Origin of the sequence: Pseudarthrobacter sp. fls2-241-R2A-127 (assembly GCF_030209355.1) — a bacterium.
Classification (GTDB): domain Bacteria; phylum Actinomycetota; class Actinomycetes; order Actinomycetales; family Micrococcaceae; genus Arthrobacter.
The window spans coordinates 352,425-371,096 of record NZ_JARVSF010000002.1 but is presented as its reverse complement, the minus strand read 5'-3'; the positions used below and the strand labels follow the sequence as shown (position 1 = coordinate 371,096).

Below are 18,672 nucleotides of genomic sequence, written 5' to 3'. Positions count from 1 at the left end.
GCTTTACTTTAAAAGGCTTCTCACCCGTCCTACGCAATAGGACTTACTCATCTAGCGGCCCGGGAGGACGCGCCATGTGCCGATTGTTCGGGCTGCACGCCGGTCCGCGGACCGTCCGGGCGACATTTTGGCTGCTGGATGCCCCGGACAGCCTCACCGAGCAAAGCCGCCGCGAGCCCGATGGAGCCGGCATCGGGACCTTCGACGCTGATGGCCGGGCCAGGCTGACCAAAAGGCCGCTGGCCGCCTGGGAGGACCACACGTTTGCCCGCGAGGCACGGGAACTGCGGAGCACCACCTTCCTGGCCCACGTCAGGTACGCGAGCACCGGTGCGCGAACCGTGGTGAACACGCACCCGTTCATGCAGGACGGGCGGGTCTTTGCCCATAACGGTGCCTTCGCCGGCATCGACCGCCTTGACCACCACCTCACCGATCTGGGGGTTGCGGACCTGGTGCAGGGCCAGACGGACAGTGAGCGGCTGTTCGCCCTCATCACGGCCCATACCCGCGGGGCGGGCGGCGACCTCGGGGAGGGCATCGTCCGGTCCGTCGAGTGGATCTCGGCGGAGCTGCCGGTCTACAGCCTGAACCTCATCATCACCACTGCCACCGACCTCTGGGCGCTCCGGTACCCGGCCAGCCACGAGTTGTACATCCTGGAAAGGAACCCTGCCGCCGAACCGGCCCCAGCGGCCCCGCTGGACGCCAGAAGCCCGCGGATCCACTCCCGCAGCACGGATCTGTCCCTGTCGCCGCACGTCCTGTTCGCCACCGAGCCCATGGACGACAACCCGCGCTGGCGCGCCCTGGCGCCCGGGGAGCTGGTCCATGTGGGTCCGTCGCTGGCGATAACGGCCACTTTCCCGTTTCCGGAACATCCAGCGCACCTGCTGACCCTGGCCGATCTTGAACCATCGGCTGCAGCGTCCCAAAAGCCGTGATGGCAGCCGCTGCCGCGGCCCGGCCACTCCCGTGGTTTCGGGCCGGAGGACAACACGCGGGCCTGATTCCACGGAATGTCAGACCCCGGTTGCACACTGGATTTATGGAGAACCAAACCGTTCAGGAATTTCACGTCACCTACTTCGACGCCGACTGTGGCCGTGCCCGCGCCGAGGTTTTCGACACCTTGGTCGAGGCGGAGCGTTTCGCCAGCAGGCAGTGCACGGGCGAGGACAGCTGGGTCGTGGTGGACGCCGTGAGCGTGCAGCCGGTCAGAATCGCTGCCTGACCGGCCGGAACAGGAACACGCAGCGCGGGGGCGCCCGGCCGCGTTAAAGGCGTCAGCCCGCGCTGCCTGGCGGTTGCCGGCAGCACGGGCTGACGTTGGATTGGCGGGAGTCCACCGGCCGGGTGAGGCCGTGGGCCGCCGTCGCGGAATAGTGGAACCGCGGGCTTACTGGAAGTCGGAAACGGCAGGATCGGGTCCGATGCGGCCCTCGCCGCCGGCGGTCCGGTCCAGGGCGTTGATCGCCTCGACGTCATCGGCGTCCAGGGAGACCTCAAGGGCTGCGAAGTTCTCCTTGATGCGGGACTCGGTTACCGACTTGGGGATGACCACGTTGCCGATCGCAAGGTGCCAGGCGATGACAACCTGCGCCGGTGTGGCCTGGTGCTTGGCCGCGATGGACGCCACGGCGGGGTCCTCCAGCAGCTCGCCGCCCTGGCCCAGCGGGGACCAGGCCTGGGTCAGGATGCCCTTGTCAGCTCCAAACGCCCTCAGTTCACGCTGGCTGAAGTAGGGGTGCAGTTCGATCTGGTGGATGGCCGGAACCACTCCTGTTTCGTCGATCAGGCGCTGCAGGCCTTCTGCCGTGAAATTGGAGACACCGATGGACTTGACGCGCCCGCGCTTTTGCAGCTCGATCAGCGCCTTCCAGGTATCGACATACTTGTCCTGCTTGGGCTGCATCCAGTGGATGAGGTACAGGTCCAGGGTTTCGAGGCCAAGGCGGTCCATGGACTCCTCGAAGGCGGCGAGGGTCGACTCGTATCCTTGGTCCGCGTTCCACAGCTTGGTGGTAACGAAAATCTGCTCGGGCGAGAGGCCGGAGCCGGCAATGGCGCGGCCCACGCCTGCCTCGTTGCCGTAGATCTTTGCCGTGTCAATGTGGCGGAAGCCGGCTTCGAACGCCTGGCGGACAACCTTTTCAGCCACATCGTCCTCAACCTGCCACACACCGTAGCCGAGCTGGGGGATCGTGTTTCCGTCGTTGAAAGTCAAGGTAGGTGAAAGAGTCATAAGTGCATCCTGCCAAAACCCGGGAGCCCAACGCTGCGAAATCGGGCTCTGTCAGCCAGACGCTTAACTGAAAAGTAGGCTTCCAAATTGGGAATATTCCTGGGCACCCGCCCGGCCTATCCCCCGTGAAGCTGCCGCTCGGCGTCGTCCACCTGCTGGAAGACCGCTTCGGCGCGGCGGTGGACGGACGCGGCGCCCACCGGCACCGGCCCCACGGCGAGCCGAAGCATAGCCGCAGCTTCCGCCGTGGTTGCCAGTGAATTTCCTGCCTTTGACAGGGACCTGTGGACGTTGGACAGTGCGGCGGGAATGTCCAGGCCGTCGCTGGGAGCACGCCGCTGCGCTTCCACGCAGACTGCCCTGACACGCGGCAGCAGCGCAGCGAGCTGGTTGGCAATCTCCACCAGCTCGCCGTACAGCTGGTCGTCCTCCACCCCCTCCAGCACCTGGTGGAAGCGGTCCAAACCCCGGTGAAAGCGGTCGTGCGCACGGCGCCACAACCCCTTGCCAAGTTCGGCATCATCTTTGCGCCCCTGCCTGGCGGCGCTGAAAAAGCCCAAGCGGAGCCTACAGGTACTGCCCGGGACCGTGGTCCGGGTCGTCACGCTGGTTGGGCGCGCCCTGCGCGGGCGGGCGTGCCCCGGCCGGCGCCCGCTGGGGCTCACCGTTTTCACCGATGACGACGCCGGGCGCAATCATGGTGCCAGGCGGCAGTTGGCGAAGCTGCAGCTGTGCCGCAGCGTGTTCCCGGGCAGCGTTCTGCGCTGCGATGGCCGTCTGGATGCCATGGAACAGGCCTTCCAGCCAGCCCACCAGCTGGGCCTGGGCGATGCGGAGTTCAGCATCCGAGGGGGTGACATTGTCGGAGAACGGCAGGTTGATCCTGTCCAGTTCAGCCACCAGCTCGGGGGCAAGGCCGTCCTCGAGTTCCTTGATGGAACGCTTATGGATGGCGGCCAGCCGCCCCCTCGCGGCCTCGTCCAGGGGTGCGGACTTCACCTCTTCCAGCAACTGCCTGATCATGGTGCCGATCCGCATCACCTTGGCCGGCTCGTCAACAAGGTCGTGCAGGCTGCTGCGCTGCGGCCTTCCGTCCGTTCCCAGCGGTGCCTGGAGCGGCGACGGGTCGTCCTCAACGGGGGTGCCTTCTACCGGGAGGTCCTCAGCTGCCTGAGTGTCATTGGGATCGCTCATGCGTTCATACTCTCATGCGCCATCGGGCCCGGTGCCACCCCAGGAACGCCTCGTGCGCCTTGTCCGCTGCGGGCTCAATCAGCAGCACCTGCCTTGCGGGTTGCTGTCCTGGCGGTCCGTACGGTCCCGCCAGAATTCCCGCTCGCTGAGCGGTGCTTCCTGTTGCCCGGAGGCCCTGTGGTGCTCAAGGTACTTGGCGTAGGCATCCGCGCCCATGACACCGCCCAGGTAGCGCGCAAACCCGCGGAAGCCATTGGCCACCGCGGTGATGCCTGTGCTCATCAGTGTCCGGCCCGTTCCATGCGGGCGTCGGCGGGCACCTTGTCCCACTCCGCGCCCAGCACGCGCTCGGCAGCCGTCGGGACCAGGCCGGCGGGAGCGAACACCCGGGAGGGCACTGCGGGGTCTTCGTTGTCCGTGGTGGCCGTCCCGGAGGCACGGTCACGGAACGCCTTGGCCGTAGCGAGTACCGCCGTGGCGATCACGATGATGCTCAGCACCACGAAGATCACTGACAACCAGCCCTGGATGGCGGTGTTGCGGACCACGGCCTCCATGGCAGCCACGGTCTTGGCCGTGCCAAACTCGGTCTTGCCGTCCGCGAGCGCCTTGCTGAACGCCGCATTGTTGGCGAAGTACCCCACGGCCGGAACGGGCGAGAAGATCTTCTGGTAGCTCGCGGTAATGGTGACCACCGCGGCGAAGGCCAGCGGCAGGGCAACGATCCAGAGGTATTTGAAGGTTCCGCGTTTGGCGACGATGGCCAGGACCACGGCCAGCGCGATGGCGGCGAGCAACTGGTTGGCGATGCCGAACAGCGGGAACAGCGTGTTGATGCCGCCGAGCGGATCGGTGACGCCCATCAGCAGCACGGCACCCCACGCCGCGACCATGATGGCGGTGCAGAGCCAGGCGCCCGGCCGCCAGGAGGCTTCCTTGAACTTGGGGACGAAGTTGCCGATCGAGTCCTGCAGCATGAACCGGGCCACCCGGGTTCCGGCGTCAACGGCGGTGAGGATGAATAGTGCCTCGAACATGATGGCGAAGTGGTACCAGAAGCCCATCATGGCCGTCCCGCCCACGAACTGGTGCATGATGTGCGCCAGGCCCACGGCCAGCGTGGGTGCACCGCCGGTGCGGGACACAATGCTCTGCTCCCCCACGTTCGCGGCCGTTTCGCTAAGCAGGCCCGGGGTGATGTTCACGCCGCTGAGGCCCAGGCTGTTGACCCACGCGGCTGCCGTCTCCGCGGTTCCGCCGGTAAGCGCCGCGGGGGCGTTCATGGCGAAGTACAGGCCACGGTCGATCGAGATGGCCGCAACGAGCGCCATGATGGCCACGAAGGATTCCATCAGCATGCCGCCGTAGCCGATGTACCGGGCCTGCCGTTCCTTTTCAATCAGTTTGGGGGTGGTGCCGGAGGAGATCAGGGCATGGAATCCGGAGAGCGCGCCGCAGGCGATGGTGACGAACAGGAAGGGGAACAGGGCGCCGGAGAACACGGGCCCGTTCTCACGGCCGGCGAATTCACTGAAGGCCGGGACGGTAATTTCAGGCCGGACCACCACTATGGCCAGCGCGAGCATCACGATCACACCGATCTTCATGAAGGTGGAGAGGTAGTCGCGCGGGGCCAGGAGCAGCCACACCGGCAGGATGGCGGCAATGAAGCCGTAAATGATCAGGCCCCAGGCGATGGTCACCTTGTCCAGGTGGAAGAACGCGGCGCCCCACTCGGTACCGGCCACCGCGCCGCCGCCGATGATGGCTGCCATCAGCAGGACGAAACCAATGATGGAGACTTCCATGACCTTGCCGGGGCGCAGGTAGCGGAGGTAGACACCCATGAACAGGGCAATCGGGATGGTCATGCCGACGGAGAACACACCCCACGGGCTTTCGCCCAGGGCATTGACGACGACGAGCGCCAGGATGGCCACGATGATCACCATGATCAGCAAGGTGGCAATGAGGGCGGCCGTGCCGCCGATGACGCCCAGTTCCTCGCGCGCCATCTGGCCGAGCGAGCGGCCGCCGCGGCGCATGGAGAAGAACATGACCAGGTAGTCCTGGACGGCGCCGGCGAGGACTACGCCGACAATGATCCAGATGGTGCCGGGGAGGTAACCCATCTGGGCGGCGATGACAGGACCTACCAGCGGGCCGGCGCCGGCGATGGCAGCGAAGTGGTGGCCGAAAAGTACATTGCGGTCGGTGCGGACGTAGTCCTTGCCGTCGGCCTTGTACTCGGCCGGGGTGGCACGGTGGTCGTCCGGCTTGGTGATGTATCGCTCGATCACCTTGGAGTAGAAGCGGTAGCCGATCAGGTAGGTGCACACTGAAGCGAAGACGAACCAGATGGCGTTGACGGTTTCACCGCGGACAATGGCCAGCATGAACCAGGCGACGCCGCCCAGCAGGGCGATCGCCACCCACATTGCGATCTTTGCGGGGGTCCATTTCCGGTCTTCGGCCTCGAGCGTTGCCTGGTCCACGGCGGGCGGCGGGAGATCCGGGTCTGTCGCCAGCCCGCCCTCCGCCCGGGTACCGTCCTTCCGCTGGTCCGGTATTCCGGCCATGTCTCCTCCTTGAGAGTGTTCCCGCTTCTGCTACCCGGCACCCTACCAATGCCCCGGCGGGCAGGGACGGCGGTGCACGGTGCGGCTCGGGACTGTGCGGTGAGCGGCGGCGAACCGGCGACGAACGAGCGGGAAACAGGTACGGAGGCATGCGGCGGAAGGCCGCGGAATCCGGTTCCTACCCCAGGGCGCGCCGTGACATGGGCAGCCGGGAACGAGTGAGGGCCCAGGCGAGGGCAGCACCGGTCAACGGCACCGCCGCCACCAGGACGGACAGGGGCAGCCACGGGATCTCGACGGCGGTCCGCAGGTCCGTGGAGAGCACCAGGAGGAGGGCGGGAACGGTTCCTGCCAGCGTTCCCAGCACCGCCCCGACGCCGCTGGTGAACAGGGCCTGGGCCCCGGCCAGGGCCTTTCGCAACCTCGGCGCGGCGCCCACCCCGGCCAGCGTTGCATGGTCTGTTCGGGCGTCCGCCAGCGACAGGCCGGTGGTAATGCCCGCGGCGCTGAAGGTTATGAGTGCACTAACCACGACAATGATCCAGGTGGTCCACTGGCCGCCCTGGGAGATACCCGGTTCCGCCCGGAAGGTTATTCCCGGTAACCCGTAGACCGATGCCGCCGCGGCGGATGCGGCGTCCGTTTCCGCTTCGGACGGGGCGCCGGCCAATTGGACCAGCAGGGCCGCTGGTTCCGGGTGCAACTCAAGCCGCTGCGCCGTTTCGGGTGACACGACGCCGTAGTAGGGGACGGGAACCAAGGGCTCGAGCACTGCCGCGGCGAGCGGCGTGCTGCTGACCGTAGCGGGGACCGCGCCTGGCCCTTGAACCGCCGCCTCATGGGTCCTAACGTCCTGTGCCTGCAGCAGCACGTTCCCATCGCTGACGAACACCGGATTGGTCACCACCATCCCGCCGGCGTTCAGCACGGCCATGGCCTCCGGGGTGGCGTCCCGGCCCAGCACGGCGCGAATGTCGTCTTCGCCTCCCACCAGGACTGTCCCGTCGTAGGTCGACCGAAGGGTCATCGAACCGCGGCACCGCCAGTCACCCGGATCCGCCAGCCTCCCCTGCGGGGTTCGCGGACACGCGTTGGCTTCGGGCAGGGCGAGCGAGTACTGCAGGCAGTTGGACGAGGACGTCCGGGGCCGCAACCCAGGGTCGGACTGACCGTCCGCACAGGTGCGGGTGCTTTCCGGGGCGGTGATGGGATGGGTCCATTCGACCGTGCCCAAGGCGCCGGCCACGGCAGCGGAAAGTGCGGAGGCGTCCACGTGCACCGGCGGTTGCCTGCTGCCACCGGCGCCCATCGGCGGATCCACCACCAGCGGCAGGGAGGCCTGGTTCTCCAGTCCGCCCCACCAGTGCGATTGCCGCAGCCCCGCCTGCTGGCTGGCCGAGAGCACCATCGCGGCACTGGCCAGCGCCGCGGCTGCCAGGACCGCGGCGACCGCGGGGACGCTCCGTCCCCGGTTCCTGGCCGAGTCCCGTGCCGCCATCCGGAAGGACAGTGTCATCCACCGGGTGCGGGACGTCAGGCGGAGGACCAGCCAGCCGGTGACCATGACCAGGCCGGCAACGCCAAACACGGCACCGAGGATCAGGAGAGTGACCACCAGCGGCAGCTTGGCGGCCCGCTGGTCGGGATCGGTGGTGGACGTGCCCAGCACCCAGCCGGCCAGCAGGAGCACCGCCGCAGCCACCAGGGCCACGGCACCTGCAACAGTGGACCGCCGCGTCTTCGGAGCCGGTGCCCGCCCCGATTTCAACGCGCCAAGTACCGCCTGGCGTGACACCTGCCGGGCCGGCACCATGGCGGCGAGGACGCAGGCCGCCAGGCCCATGGCAGCAGCGGCCAGGGTCATGGGGACGTCCGGGTGCACGCCCGCCAGCCGGACGGATCCGGTCAGTCGGACCAGATGGACGACGACGGCAGCGGCCCCCAGCCCCACCGCGGCTCCCGCGGCAACAGCGATGCCGCCAAGCCACAGTCCGGCCGCCGTGACCACCGCGCGGATGGTGGTGCTTTCCGCCCCTGACGAAGCCAGGAGCGCCAGTTCGCGCACCTGCTGCTTGGCACCGACGGCGAACGCTGCGCCGGCGAGCAGGCCCACCTCCAGGAGTGCGAGCGCGCCGACCAGGCCGAAGGTGGCGTAGACGGCCATCAAGGCGGAAGAGTCGTCGCGGGGCTGCGAACCCGGGACGACGCGCTGATCGAGTGGCGGCGGGTCCAGGACCACGCTGCGTGACAGCACGGCCACGCCCTTGCTGTTGGCGTCCTTGATGTAATCCCATGTCACAGGCTCAGGGCCCACCAGGTAATACGAAACTGACAGATGGGCCTGCGGTCCGGGGGCGAGGTTCGCCGGCACCTGGTTCGACTGCAGGTACAGGAAACTGTTGCCGTCAGCCGAGCCGGCGTCGCGGATGGTGCCCACCGGGACGAAGGTTCCTGCCGACGTCGTGATTTCCTGGCCGAAGGTGAGGTGGAAGCGGGCCATGAGCCCGGGTGAGGCGAGGACCTCCGCCCCGCCGTGCGGGGGCCGGCCGTCCAGGAGCGTGAACTTGCCGGCGAAGGCCGGATTGAGTGCGTCCACCTCCCTGCCCTGCAGTGCTACCAGGGCTGCCCCAACCCCGGTGGTCAGCTGCAGCTGGCGCTGTGGCAGGACTTGATAGCCGGCGGGAAGGACATCGCGGGGGTCGGCCGGCTTGAAATCCGGGTCGTAGCGGCCGGTGCTGGAGGCCACCATGGCGTCGTTGAGCGGGTCCTGGAGCGAATCCGAGCTTGGGACCGGCAGGGCGCTGAACCGGGCCTGGGTGCCGCCGAGTTCGTAGTCCACGATTTCCGCTGGCGTCCGCTGGGAGCTCTGGTAGAGGGTGGCGGCGCCGGTCATCCCGGCCACCGGCACCATGATCAGCAGGATGATCAGGAGTGACCGCCCCTTGTGGCGGCCGATGTCGCGGCGCGCCAGCCGCAGGGCAACCCGAAGGCTGCTCCGCCGCCCACTAGGCGCCGGAGCCAGGTCCAGCGGCATCAGAGTCCGGCCTGGGTGAGGAGCATTGTGGGGTCGTGCATGGCGGCGGCCTGGTCGATGATCCGGCCATCCCGGAGGAAGACCACCCTGTCAGCCCAGGCGGCATGCCGCGCCTCATGGGTGACAAGCATGACGGCGGCGCCGGCGTCGGCGCGGGACCGCAAGACCTCCATGACCCCCTGGCCGGTGGTGGAGTCGAGGGCGCCGGTGGGCTCGTCGGCCAGGATCAGCCGGCGTTGGCCAACGATGGCCCGGGCGATGGCCACCCGCTGCTGCTGGCCGCCCGACATCTGGTCCATGAACCGGTCCGCGAGCTCTGGAATGCCTACCTGCCGGAGCGCGTCAGCTGCCTGCCGGTGCGCCTTCCGGGCCGGGACCCCGTCCAGTTCCAGGGGCAGCGCCACATTCTCCCCGGCGGTCAGCGTGGGAACGAGGTTGAAGTCCTGGAACACGTAACCCACCGCGCGCCGGCGCAGCCGGGCCAGCTCGTTCAGGCCCAGCCCCGCCAGCGGTGTGGATTCCACGAAGACAGCGCCCGACGTCGGGCGGTCCAGGCCACCGGCGAGCGCCAGCAGGGAGGACTTGCCGGAGCCCGAGGGGCCCATAACGGCGACGAACTCCCCCGCGTCGATGGTGAGGTCGACATCGCGAAGGGCAGCGACCGCCGTCGCGCCCTCGCCGAAGGTCCTGCCGACTTTCGCGAGCTCGAGGACCTGTTGCGGCCCCTGCACGCTCACCGGCGGATATCCGCGTTCAGCGGGGCATCTTCCATGGCCCCGTTGGGCGTCTTCCGGGCGCCGGCCGCAGCGGCGGACTGCGCCTGCTGGACCATCCTGGCCTCGCAGAGGTCCAGCCAGCGGACCTCCGCTTCGGTTTGGAAGATGAGCGAGTCAAGCACCAGCAGCCAAGCGGTGTCCGCCGCACGCTGGTTCGCCGCGGTGTCGCGGCGGGCCTTGGTGTAATCCTGCAGGGCCCTGATGGAAGCCACGCGCTGGGCCTGGATGATGGCCTGGACGTCGACGCCGGGCAGCGTCACGGCGAGCGCCAGCTTGATGGCCAGCTCGTTGCGGGGCGGGTTGTTGCGCTCGACGGGCGCGGCGAACCAGCTCCGGACCTCGGCCTGGCCGGCCGGAGTGATGCTGTACACCACGTGGCCCTCGCCGTCGTCGCCGTCCCTGGCCACCAGTGCATCGCGTTCCAGCCGGTCCAGCGTGGTGTACACCTGCCCGATATTCAAGGGCCAGGTGGCTCCGGTGCGGTTCTCGAACTCGACCCGCAGCTGGTAGCCGTAGCGCGGCTGGTCCTGCAGCAAGGCGAGAAGGCTGTGGCGTATGGACATTGTGCTCCCCCGGGCTGGTGTCTACCGGTATGCACGAGCCCCCAAGACTCGTGCATACCGCGTATGGACAACAGTAATGGGCGGTCCGGTCCATGGCAATACTGAGTATCTAGGTCCTACATGACCAGGAGGACCTTGCCCACATGGTCCCCGCTGTCGAAGTACCGGTGCGCCTCGCTGACCTGATCCAGCGGGAAGGTCTTGGCGACGAGCGGGCGGATCCTGCCATCGACGATCAGCGGCCACACCGCCTCCCGGACGGCGCTCATAATGGCCCCCTTCTCTGCCACAGGCCGTGGCCGCAGGGCCGTGGCCACCACGGCCGCGCGCTTCTTCAACAGCAGCCCCAAATCCAGCTCCCCCTTGGTGCCACCCTGCAGGCCGATCACCACCAGCCGCCCATAGTCGGCCAGGGCATCCACATTCTGGGGAAGGTACTTGGCCCCCACGACGTCAAGGATGACATCGGCGCCCTTGCCGTCATTTTGGCGGCGGAGGCTCTCCGGAAAGTCCTCTTCCTTATAGTTGATGGCAATGTCTGCGCCGAGGAACGCCTTGGCGGTGCCCACTTTCTCGTCCGTGCCTGCCGTGGCTGCAACCCGGGCGCCAAACGCCTTGGCCAGCTGGATGGCCATGGTGCCGATTCCGCCCGTGGCGCCGTGGATCAGGACGGTCTCGCCCGGCTGCAGCTGCGCCGTCATGACCAGGTTGGAGTACACCGTCGCCGCCACCTCGGGCAGGGACGCCGCTGTGACCAGGTCAACGCCTTCGGGTACCCGCAGCACCTGTTCAGCAGGGACCGCCACCTGCTGGGCGTAGCCGCCGCCGGCCAGCAGGGCCACGACCTTATCCCCCACCGAGAAGGGCTTGCTGACGCCGGGGCCGAAACCCGCGATCCGGCCGGATACTTCCAGCCCGGGGACTTCGGAGGCACCGGGAGGGGGCGGGTAGAAGCCGCGGCGCTGCTGGACGTCGGCCCGGTTCAGGCCGGCAGCCACCACATCGATCAGCACTTCGCCCTGGCCCGGCACCGGGGCGTCCACGTCGCGGACTTCCAGCACCTCCGGGCCGCCCGGTTCCGAAATGTAGACGGCTTTCATGGACTTTCTCCCGTTCCTGATTCAAATCCTGGCTGCAACCAGTGTGCACCGGGCTCCTGCCCGCGGCCTGTTTTGTTGCAGGCAAGTGCCTATGAAACACTACTAGCTGAGGAAGGTTGTCCGAGCGGCCGAAGGAGCTGGTCTTGAAAACCAGTGTGCGGTAACCCCGTACCAAGAGTTCGAATCTCTTACCTTCCGCAAGGGAACCCCTGGCAGCCGGTACCGGCCGCCAGGGGTTTTTTGCTTTAAGCTCCCGGCCCGGCCGTGTTGCGGATACGTAAATTCTTTGGATAAAGCCCCCTCCAACACCTGAACGCGATGCTACTGGCGGGTATCGTTTGTGACTGCCGGCACACCACTGGGTTGCCGGCGAGCATCATTCCCGCCACCAGCATCTCCGGAACGGGCTTGGGGAAAAGCCCGGGCCGGACGGCGGGGCGCTCCGCTGGGGACCGCCCCGCCGAATGCACGCGCCAGCAACCTTGCGTTCATTCGGTGCTGTTGTCATGTGCCTGGACAACCATCCGGCCAGGCACAATCCTGCCCAGTCCGATCCATGAAGCATGGACGCACCCACCGGGCCACCCACCCGGTACTCCTCAATGAAAGTAAGAGCGGATGCATCAAACACCCTGGAAGTTAGCGCTCGGCGCAGCACTGTCAGCGGGGCTCATCGCAGCCCCGCTGGCCGCTGTTCCGGCGGCCGCGGAGGTCTCAACCGCCGGCACATCCCCCGTTGTCATCAACGAGGCCTACCTGAGCGGCGGCAGCAGCGGCGCCGCCTACAAGAACAAGTTCGTGGAGCTGTACAACAGCTCCGACACTCCCGTCTCCCTGAACGGCTGGTCGGTCCAGTACCGCCCCGCCACCGGCACTGCGGCTCCCACTGCAGTCGCCGCGTTGACGGGGTCCATTCCCGCAAAGGGCTACTTCCTGGTGCAGGGCGGGAGCAACGGCACCAACGGCGCCGACCTGCCCGCACCGGACCTCGTGACCGGGGCGCTCAACTTCGGCGGCAGCGGAGGCACCATTGTGCTCGCCAAGCAGCCCACCGCCGTCGGGCTTTCCACCGGCTCGGTAGTGGAGCCCGCGGGCGTGGCCGACCTCCTGGGCTACGGCACCTCCAACACCTTTGAGACCAAAGCCGCCGCGGCACCTGCTTCCAATAAGGATGTGAAGAGCCTGAACCGGACCGGCGGCGCGGACAGCAACAGCAACGCCGCAGACTTCACGCTCAGCGCCACGCTCACCCCCACGTCTTCCGGCGGCACCGCCGTGGACCCGGCCCCGGCGCCGGACCCCGTCGCCAAGACGATCGCCGAGATCCAGGGCACCGGCGCCGAAAGCCCGCTGGCAGGAGCGGCCGTCACCACCAAGGGAAAGGTCACCGCAGCCTTTCCCACCGGCGGATTGAACGGCTACTACCTCCAGACTCCCGGCACCGGCGGTGACCTGAACGCCACCAACCACGCCGCCTCCGACGGCATCTTCGTCTACTCCCCCGCCACGGTGGGATCGGTCCAGGCCGGAGACTACGTCCAGGTCACCGGCACGGTAGCCGAGTTCTACGGCATGACCCAGCTGAACGTCACGGCGGCAGCAAGCCTCACCAAGCTCTCCGAAGCCGCACCCGAGGTCAAGCCCACTGTCTTCACGCTCCCGGCCGGCGAGGCCTTCCGCGAGTCGCTGGAAGGCATGCTGCTGGCGCCACAGGGGCCCATGACGGTCAGTGACAATTACAGCCTGAACCAGTACGGCGAGATCGGCCTGGCCGGCGGCACCACCGCCCTGGAGCAGCCCACCGCCGTGGCGCCCTACGGCTCGGCTGAGTACGCCGCCGTAGTGGCTGGGAACGCAGCCCGCGGCATCAAGCTCGACGACGGGTCCAGCACCAACTTCCTCAAGGACGCCTCCACCAAAGCGGAGGTGCTGCCCTACCTCACCACCTCAGATCCGGTCCGGGTGGGCTCCCCGGTCAGCTTCACCACCAACGTGGTCCTCGGCTACGCCAACAATGCCTGGAAGTTCCAGCCGCTGACCCACCTGACGGCGGCCAACAAAGCCACCGTCCAGCCGGCAAGCTTCGGCGCCACCCGCGCCGATGCCCCCGCGGCGGTGGGCGGCAGCCTCAAGCTCGCCTCCTTCAACGTGCTGAACTACTTCCCCACCACCGGCGACCAGGTGGCCGGCTGCACGTTCTACAAAGACCGGGTCGGCAACCCGATCACCGTCCAGGGCGGCTGCAACGTCCGCGGCGCCGCCAACGCCGAGAACTTCAAGCGACAGCAGGACAAGATTGTCGCCGCCATCTCCAAGTCCGGCGCCGACGTCGTCACCCTGATGGAGGTGGAGAACTCTGCCCAGTTCGGCAAGAACCGGGATGACGCCCTGGCCAAGCTCGTGGAGGCACTCAACATCCCCACCCCCGGTATCTGGGACTACGTCCGCACCCCCGCCAATGCGCCCCCGCTGTCCGACGAGGACATGATCCGCACCGCGTTCATCTTCAAAAAGGCCGCCGCCGAACCGGTGGGCGAGTCCATCATCCACAACGACACTGTGGCCTTCGCCAGCGCCCGCAAGCCGCTGGCCCAGGTCTTCAAGCCGGCCGGCGCCCCTGATGACAAGAAGTTCATCGCGATCGCCAACCACTTCAAGTCCAAGGGCTCAGCAGCCACTCCTGACGACACCGACAAGGGCCAAGGCAACTCCAACCTCGCCCGCACCGCCCAGGCGCAGTCCCTGCTGGCCTTCGCCGACGAGCTGCAGAAGTCCAAGGGCACGGACAAGGTCTTCCTGATCGGCGACTTCAACTCCTACGCCAAGGAGGACCCGATCAACGTCCTCACCGGCGCCGGGTACGTCAACCAGGACGAGAAGGCCAGGAACGCCGACGGCTCCGCCAAGCACTCCTACCTCTTCGGCGGCCTGGTGGGCTCCCTGGACCACATCCTCGCCTCCCCGGCGGCCAACGCAGCCGTCACCGGCGCGGACATCTGGAACATTAACTCGGTGGAATCCGTGGCGCTGGAATACAGCCGCTACAACAACAACGTCACCGACTACTACGCCCCGGACCAGTTCCGCGCCAGCGACCACGACCCCGTGCTGGTTGGCCTGGACCTGAACGCGGGCACGGCCCTTCCGGCCAGCGTCGACCTGAACCTGCTGGGGATCAACGACTTCCACGGCCGGATCGACTCCAACACCGTGCAGTTCGCCGGCACCATCGAGAAGCTCCGCGCTGCCGCCGCCCCCGGCGTCACCGCATTCCTCTCCGCCGGCGACAACATCGGCGCCTCCCTGTTCGCCTCCGCGGTGGCCAAGGACCAGCCGACCATCGACGTGCTCAACAGCCTGGAACTGCGCACCTCGGCCGTGGGCAACCACGAGTTCGACGGCGGCTGGGCCGACCTGCGTGACCGCGTCATCGCTGGCGGCGCCAACGCCAAGTTCCCGTACCTGGGGGCGAACGTTTACAAGAAGGGGACCACCGACCCGGTGTTGCCCGAGTACACCGTGCTGGAGCTGAACGGCATCAAGGTCGCCGTGATCGGCACCGTCACGCAGGAAGTGCCCTCGCTGGTCACCCCGGCCGGCATCGCGGACCTCGAGTTCGGTGATCCGGTCGAGGCGATCAACCGGGCCGCCGCGAAGATCAAGGCGGACAAGCTCGCCGACGTGATCGTGGTCGAAAACCACGACGGCGCCGGGTCCGGAGCGCCCGAAGGCGCCACCCTGGAGCAGGAAGTCGCCGCCGGCGGCCCCTTCGCGGCCATGGTCCAGAAGGTCAGCCCCGACGTGGCCGCGATCTTCAACGGCCACACGCACAAGCAGTACGCCTGGGATGCCCCGGTCCTGGACGCCGCAGGCCAGCCGACCGGCAGGACCCGCCCGATCGTCCAGACCGGCAACTACGGCGAGTTCATCGGCCAGATCCAGCTCACCATCGACACCAAGACAATGTCCGTCACCGGTTACAAGGCGGCCAACGTCAAGCGCAGCACGGATCCGGCCGCGGACCTGATCGCCGCCTACCCGCGGGTCGCCGCGGTCAAGGCCATCGTGGACAAGGCCGTCGCGGACGCCGCCGTGATCGGCAACCAGCCGGTGGGCAAGGTCACAGCGGATATCACCACCGCGTTCGGCGGCTCCCCCGCCGTCCGCGATGACCGCAGCAGCGAGTCCACCCTGGGCAACCTGGTGGCCGACTCGCTGGTGGACGCGCTGAAGGCACCCGAGCTGGGCGGCGCCGAGATCGGCGTCGTCAATCCCGGCGGCCTGCGCAACGAGCTCTACTACGCGCCGGACGGCACCATCACGTACGCCGAGGCCAACGCGGTCCTGCCGTTCGTGAACAACCTCTGGACCACCGCCCTGACGGGCGCGCAGTTCAAGACGTTGCTGGAGCAGCAGTGGCAGACCAACCCGGACGGCACGGTTCCCAGCCGCGCGTACCAGCAGCTGGGCCTGTCCAAGAACGTCAACTACACCTACGACGCCGCCCGCGCCGCGGGCGACCGGATCACCGCGATCCGGGTCAACGGTGCGCTGATCGACCCGGCGAAGTCCTACCGGATCGGCACCTTCAGCTTCCTGGCCACCGGCGGCGACAACTTCCGGATCTTCACCGCCGGCGCAGGCACGAAGGACTCCGGGCTGGTGGACCGGGACGCGTGGATCGCCTACCTGAAGGCCCACAACCCCGTCTCGCCGGACTTCGCACGCCGTTCCGTGGCCGTGGTCAACACCACCGCGGCCGAGGTCAAGGGCGGAGAGGCCATCACCCTGGCGGTCTCGAAGCTGGACCTCACCTCGCTGGGCAGCCCGGCCAACACCTCGCTGCTGGCCGAGTTCACCGACGCCGCCGGGAAGGTCACCGCGCTGGGCACCGTTCCCGTCTCGGCCGGCGCCGCCACGGTCAACCTCACCGTGCCGGCAGGTGCCGCTGCCGGTACGGGCACCCTGGCGCTCACCGCCGTCGAGTCCGGCACCGTGGTGAAGACGGCGGTCCTGGTTGGGGCGGACACTCCGTCGCAGCCGGTCTGCGTCCCGCCGGTCAAGCCGTCGCGGCCTGCGGACCTCAAGGGCCAGGTGAACTACGGACAGGCCATGGCCGCCTACCGGGCCTGCCTGCGCGGCTGACACCAGGATGCGCCATCACTTGTGGTCCCTATTCCGCCGGTTTAGGGACCATAAGAGATGGCGCATCGCCATTTAAGACCTGGGCGTCAAGCCCTGCGAAGGATGGCTGCCGCGATTTCGTCGGCATCGTGGAGCGTGCGCTGGCCGCTGGCGTAGGCGGGGCCGCCGGGCTGGAGGGCTTCGGCGGCGATTGCAGTGCCCCATTGTGCCGAGGACAGCTGCAGCCCGAGCACGAACAAGCCCTCCGTTACCGTCCCGTTGGCCCCCACCGGCCGGTATGGGTGGGGCTCCACGTCCAGTCCGGTGGACTCCACCGGGGCGCCTTCGGCGGTCATCATCAGCTTGGATCGGACCAGCCCGTCGGCCAGCAGCTGGTCGAGGAGGGGGGAATCGTTGGCAGACACCCGGTTGCCCGGGGCCAGCGCTTCCACCATGGTCCGTGCCGTGGCCGGCGGCCCGGAAACCCATGGTGAGGAAGCGGTGAACTCCGCAGCTTTCCGGTCCACGCCGAATTTGGGGTCCGGCCCAACAAAACTGACCACCCCGGCCCGGGCGAGCGCGGCGAGCTGCTCGGAACGCACCGCCGGCGGCCCGCTGGCCAACCCTTCCACAAAGGACTCAAACCAGCCTCGAAGCCCGGCCACCCAGGACTCGTCGGTGATGCCGCCGTCGGCCACTGCCGTTTTGAGGAGGGCGCGCCCGTGGTGCAGGGCGCCGATGGCCATCTTGACCGGGTCGTCCTCACCAAGCGCGGAGCGGCGTGCGTCGTCGAGCAGGAACTCCACCACGGCGGCGTCATGCTCGGCCCGGGAAGCAAACGAACGGCCGGCCAGCGGAGCGGCCAGTCCCAGCAGGTCAAGGCGGTGCCTGGGGCCGACGTGGACGGCAAGGACGCTGTCCACGCCGTCTTCCCATTTCACGGCGCTGTGCGCATGCGGCTGCAGGGCTTCTTCCAGCGCGGCCAGGAATTCCGGGGCATCAGGGACCGCTCCCGGCTGTGAGCGCACCAGCGTGGCGTAGTAGGCCCAGATGGCGTCACGGTGCAGCAGCGGCCACAGGTCATGGTCGAACGAGGGCCGGATTCCTGCCTTGGCAAGCCGCCCGAGGGCCGCCTCCGTGAGGTAGCGCAGCGTGACGGAGGTGGCGTAATAGCCGTCCAAGGCGGCCTTGGCGCGGTAGGGGGTGCCGCGCCGGGAAGCGGCAATGATCAGCGGCTCCTGGCCGGAGGGGTCGTACTCGAGCCGGTTGCCGGTGGCGACGAACTTCCCGCCGCGGCCTTCGGTGAGCTGTCCCATGGTGTCAAAGAAGTTCAGCCCCATACCGCGGACCAGGACAGGTTCGCCGGCCGGTACCCGGGACCAGTCCACATCCGCGGGCGCGGCGGGCGGAAAGTACTGCAGCCCCAGCCGCGCTGCCGAGTCCTGGAGGTCGCGCTGTTCCGGGTTCAGCCGGGACGGGATGTGCCCCAGCGCGAGCACCACGGAGTTGGCTCTGATGGTTTCGCCGGCGGCCAGTCCGACGTCGAACATTCCGTCCGCTGCCGGGCGCACCCACAGGGCGGAAGTTTCGTGGAATTCGATGGTGACGCCGGCTGGAGCCTTGGCCAGCAGGTCCGCGAGGGTGCTGCGAAGGTACCGGCCGTACAGGGCACGGCTGGGGAAGTCCCGCGAACCCAGCACCGCGATTTCGGCCCGTTCGTCATCGGTGAGGGCAGCCAACGGATCCTGCTGCTGCCGCAGCCGCCACTGATCGAACGTGGTGCCGGCAACCGGGGCCGGCAGCGACGGGTCCTGGGGCACCAGGGTGGGGTAGAACGACTGGGTGTTCATGAGGAACAGCCGGGACTGGCCAGGCTGCCAGACATGCCCTGGGCCCGCCGGGTAGGGGTCCACGACGTCGATTCGCAGGCGCACGGGGTGCCCCGCCGCGGCCGTGTGGGCGAGCAACCGCTCCAGCACGCTGCTGCCCCGGGGGCCGGCACCTATGATGACGGCCCGGGTGCTCTGCGATAATTCCACGCCATCCAGCGTACGGGC

The 18,672-nt window shown here is 68.0% G+C and carries 12 protein-coding genes, 1 tRNA gene and 1 pseudogene; 4 read left to right on the top strand and 10 right to left on the bottom strand.

Features of this window, described 5'->3' with window-relative positions; all coding sequences use genetic code 11:
- Positions 1 to 74: 74 nt before the first annotated feature.
- Together QRN53_RS01775 and QRN53_RS01770 are read left to right on the top strand one after the other, a co-directional pair.
- Positions 75 to 944: a class II glutamine amidotransferase gene (locus QRN53_RS01775; protein WP_285242301.1), complete on the top strand. Its 870-nt coding sequence runs from the start codon at positions 75 to 77 to the stop codon at positions 942 to 944.
- Between the two features lie 104 nt (positions 945 to 1,048).
- Positions 1,049 to 1,234, top strand: coding sequence for a hypothetical protein (locus QRN53_RS01770; RefSeq protein ID WP_285242300.1), 186 nt, complete (start codon positions 1,049 to 1,051; stop codon positions 1,232 to 1,234).
- A gap of 165 nt (positions 1,235 to 1,399) precedes the next feature.
- Here QRN53_RS01770 and QRN53_RS01765 read toward each other — a convergent pair whose 3' ends face one another.
- The 9 genes and pseudogenes from QRN53_RS01765 to QRN53_RS01725 all read right to left on the bottom strand — a co-directional run bounded on the left by QRN53_RS01765 (position 1,400) and on the right by QRN53_RS01725 (position 11,491).
- Positions 1,400 to 2,245 carry an aldo/keto reductase gene (locus tag QRN53_RS01765; protein ID WP_285242299.1) on the bottom strand — a complete coding sequence of 282 codons (846 nt, stop codon included), beginning with the start codon at positions 2,243 to 2,245 and terminating at the stop codon, positions 1,400 to 1,402.
- A gap of 116 nt (positions 2,246 to 2,361) precedes the next feature.
- Positions 2,362 to 2,805 carry a hypothetical protein gene (locus tag QRN53_RS01760; RefSeq protein ID WP_285242298.1) on the bottom strand — a complete coding sequence of 148 codons (444 nt, stop codon included), beginning with the start codon at positions 2,803 to 2,805 and terminating at the stop codon, positions 2,362 to 2,364.
- 7 nt (positions 2,806 to 2,812) lie between these two features.
- Positions 2,813 to 3,439, bottom strand: coding sequence for a bacterial proteasome activator family protein (locus QRN53_RS01755; protein ID WP_285242297.1), 627 nt, complete (start codon positions 3,437 to 3,439; stop codon positions 2,813 to 2,815).
- Positions 3,440 to 3,517: 78 nt separating this feature from the next.
- Positions 3,518 to 3,721, bottom strand: coding sequence for a YbdD/YjiX family protein (locus tag QRN53_RS01750; RefSeq protein WP_285242296.1), 204 nt, complete (start codon positions 3,719 to 3,721; stop codon positions 3,518 to 3,520).
- Positions 3,721 to 6,018, bottom strand: coding sequence for a carbon starvation CstA family protein (locus tag QRN53_RS01745; protein WP_285242295.1), 2,298 nt, complete (start codon positions 6,016 to 6,018; stop codon positions 3,721 to 3,723). The genes QRN53_RS01750 and QRN53_RS01745 overlap by 1 nt, the downstream gene beginning before the upstream one ends.
- A 1,795-nt stretch (positions 6,019 to 7,813) precedes the next feature.
- A pseudogene (locus QRN53_RS21835) lies at positions 7,814 to 8,182 on the bottom strand (FtsX-like permease family protein); the annotation flags it as partial.
- 869 nt (positions 8,183 to 9,051) lie between these two features.
- Positions 9,052 to 9,789 carry an ABC transporter ATP-binding protein gene (locus QRN53_RS01735; protein WP_285242293.1) on the bottom strand — a complete coding sequence of 246 codons (738 nt, stop codon included), beginning with the start codon at positions 9,787 to 9,789 and terminating at the stop codon, positions 9,052 to 9,054.
- Positions 9,786 to 10,391 carry a PadR family transcriptional regulator gene (locus tag QRN53_RS01730; RefSeq protein ID WP_285242292.1) on the bottom strand — a complete coding sequence of 202 codons (606 nt, stop codon included), beginning with the start codon at positions 10,389 to 10,391 and terminating at the stop codon, positions 9,786 to 9,788. Before QRN53_RS01730 ends, QRN53_RS01735 begins: the two co-directional genes overlap by 4 nt.
- A gap of 116 nt (positions 10,392 to 10,507) precedes the next feature.
- Entirely contained in the window at positions 10,508 to 11,491 is a 984-nt protein-coding gene (locus QRN53_RS01725; RefSeq protein ID WP_285242291.1) for an NAD(P)H-quinone oxidoreductase, read from the bottom strand.
- 110 nt (positions 11,492 to 11,601) lie between these two features.
- On the opposite strand from QRN53_RS01725, the gene QRN53_RS01720 reads away from it, so the two are divergent.
- Positions 11,602 to 11,689: transfer RNA gene (locus QRN53_RS01720), tRNA-Ser, on the top strand.
- A gap of 420 nt (positions 11,690 to 12,109) precedes the next feature.
- Positions 12,110 to 16,636 (top strand): ExeM/NucH family extracellular endonuclease, encoded by a 4,527-nt coding sequence (locus QRN53_RS01715; protein ID WP_285242290.1) that lies wholly within the window; start codon positions 12,110 to 12,112, stop codon positions 16,634 to 16,636.
- 86 nt (positions 16,637 to 16,722) lie between these two features.
- Here the strand turns inward: QRN53_RS01715 and QRN53_RS01710 are convergent, their stop codons facing one another.
- Positions 16,723 to 18,654 carry an FAD/NAD(P)-binding protein gene (locus QRN53_RS01710; RefSeq protein ID WP_285242289.1) on the bottom strand — a complete coding sequence of 644 codons (1,932 nt, stop codon included), beginning with the start codon at positions 18,652 to 18,654 and terminating at the stop codon, positions 16,723 to 16,725.
- Between the last annotated feature and the right edge of the window lie 18 nt (positions 18,655 to 18,672).

Coding starts and splice junctions, on each gene's coding strand:
- QRN53_RS01775 (WP_285242301.1), top strand. CDS start 75: ATGTGCCGATTGTTCGGGCTGCACGCCGGTCCGCGGACCGTCCGGGCG.
- QRN53_RS01770 (WP_285242300.1), top strand. CDS start 1,049: ATGGAGAACCAAACCGTTCAGGAATTTCACGTCACCTACTTCGACGCC.
- QRN53_RS01765 (WP_285242299.1), bottom strand. CDS start 2,245: ATGACTCTTTCACCTACCTTGACTTTCAACGACGGAAACACGATCCCC.
- QRN53_RS01755 (WP_285242297.1), bottom strand. CDS start 3,439: ATGAGCGATCCCAATGACACTCAGGCAGCTGAGGACCTCCCGGTAGAA.
- QRN53_RS01750 (WP_285242296.1), bottom strand. CDS start 3,721: ATGAGCACAGGCATCACCGCGGTGGCCAATGGCTTCCGCGGGTTTGCG.
- QRN53_RS01745 (WP_285242295.1), bottom strand. CDS start 6,018: ATGGCCGGAATACCGGACCAGCGGAAGGACGGTACCCGGGCGGAGGGC.
- QRN53_RS01730 (WP_285242292.1), bottom strand. CDS start 10,391: ATGTCCATACGCCACAGCCTTCTCGCCTTGCTGCAGGACCAGCCGCGC.
- QRN53_RS01725 (WP_285242291.1), bottom strand. CDS start 11,491: ATGAAAGCCGTCTACATTTCGGAACCGGGCGGCCCGGAGGTGCTGGAA.
- QRN53_RS01715 (WP_285242290.1), top strand. CDS start 12,110: ATGCATCAAACACCCTGGAAGTTAGCGCTCGGCGCAGCACTGTCAGCG.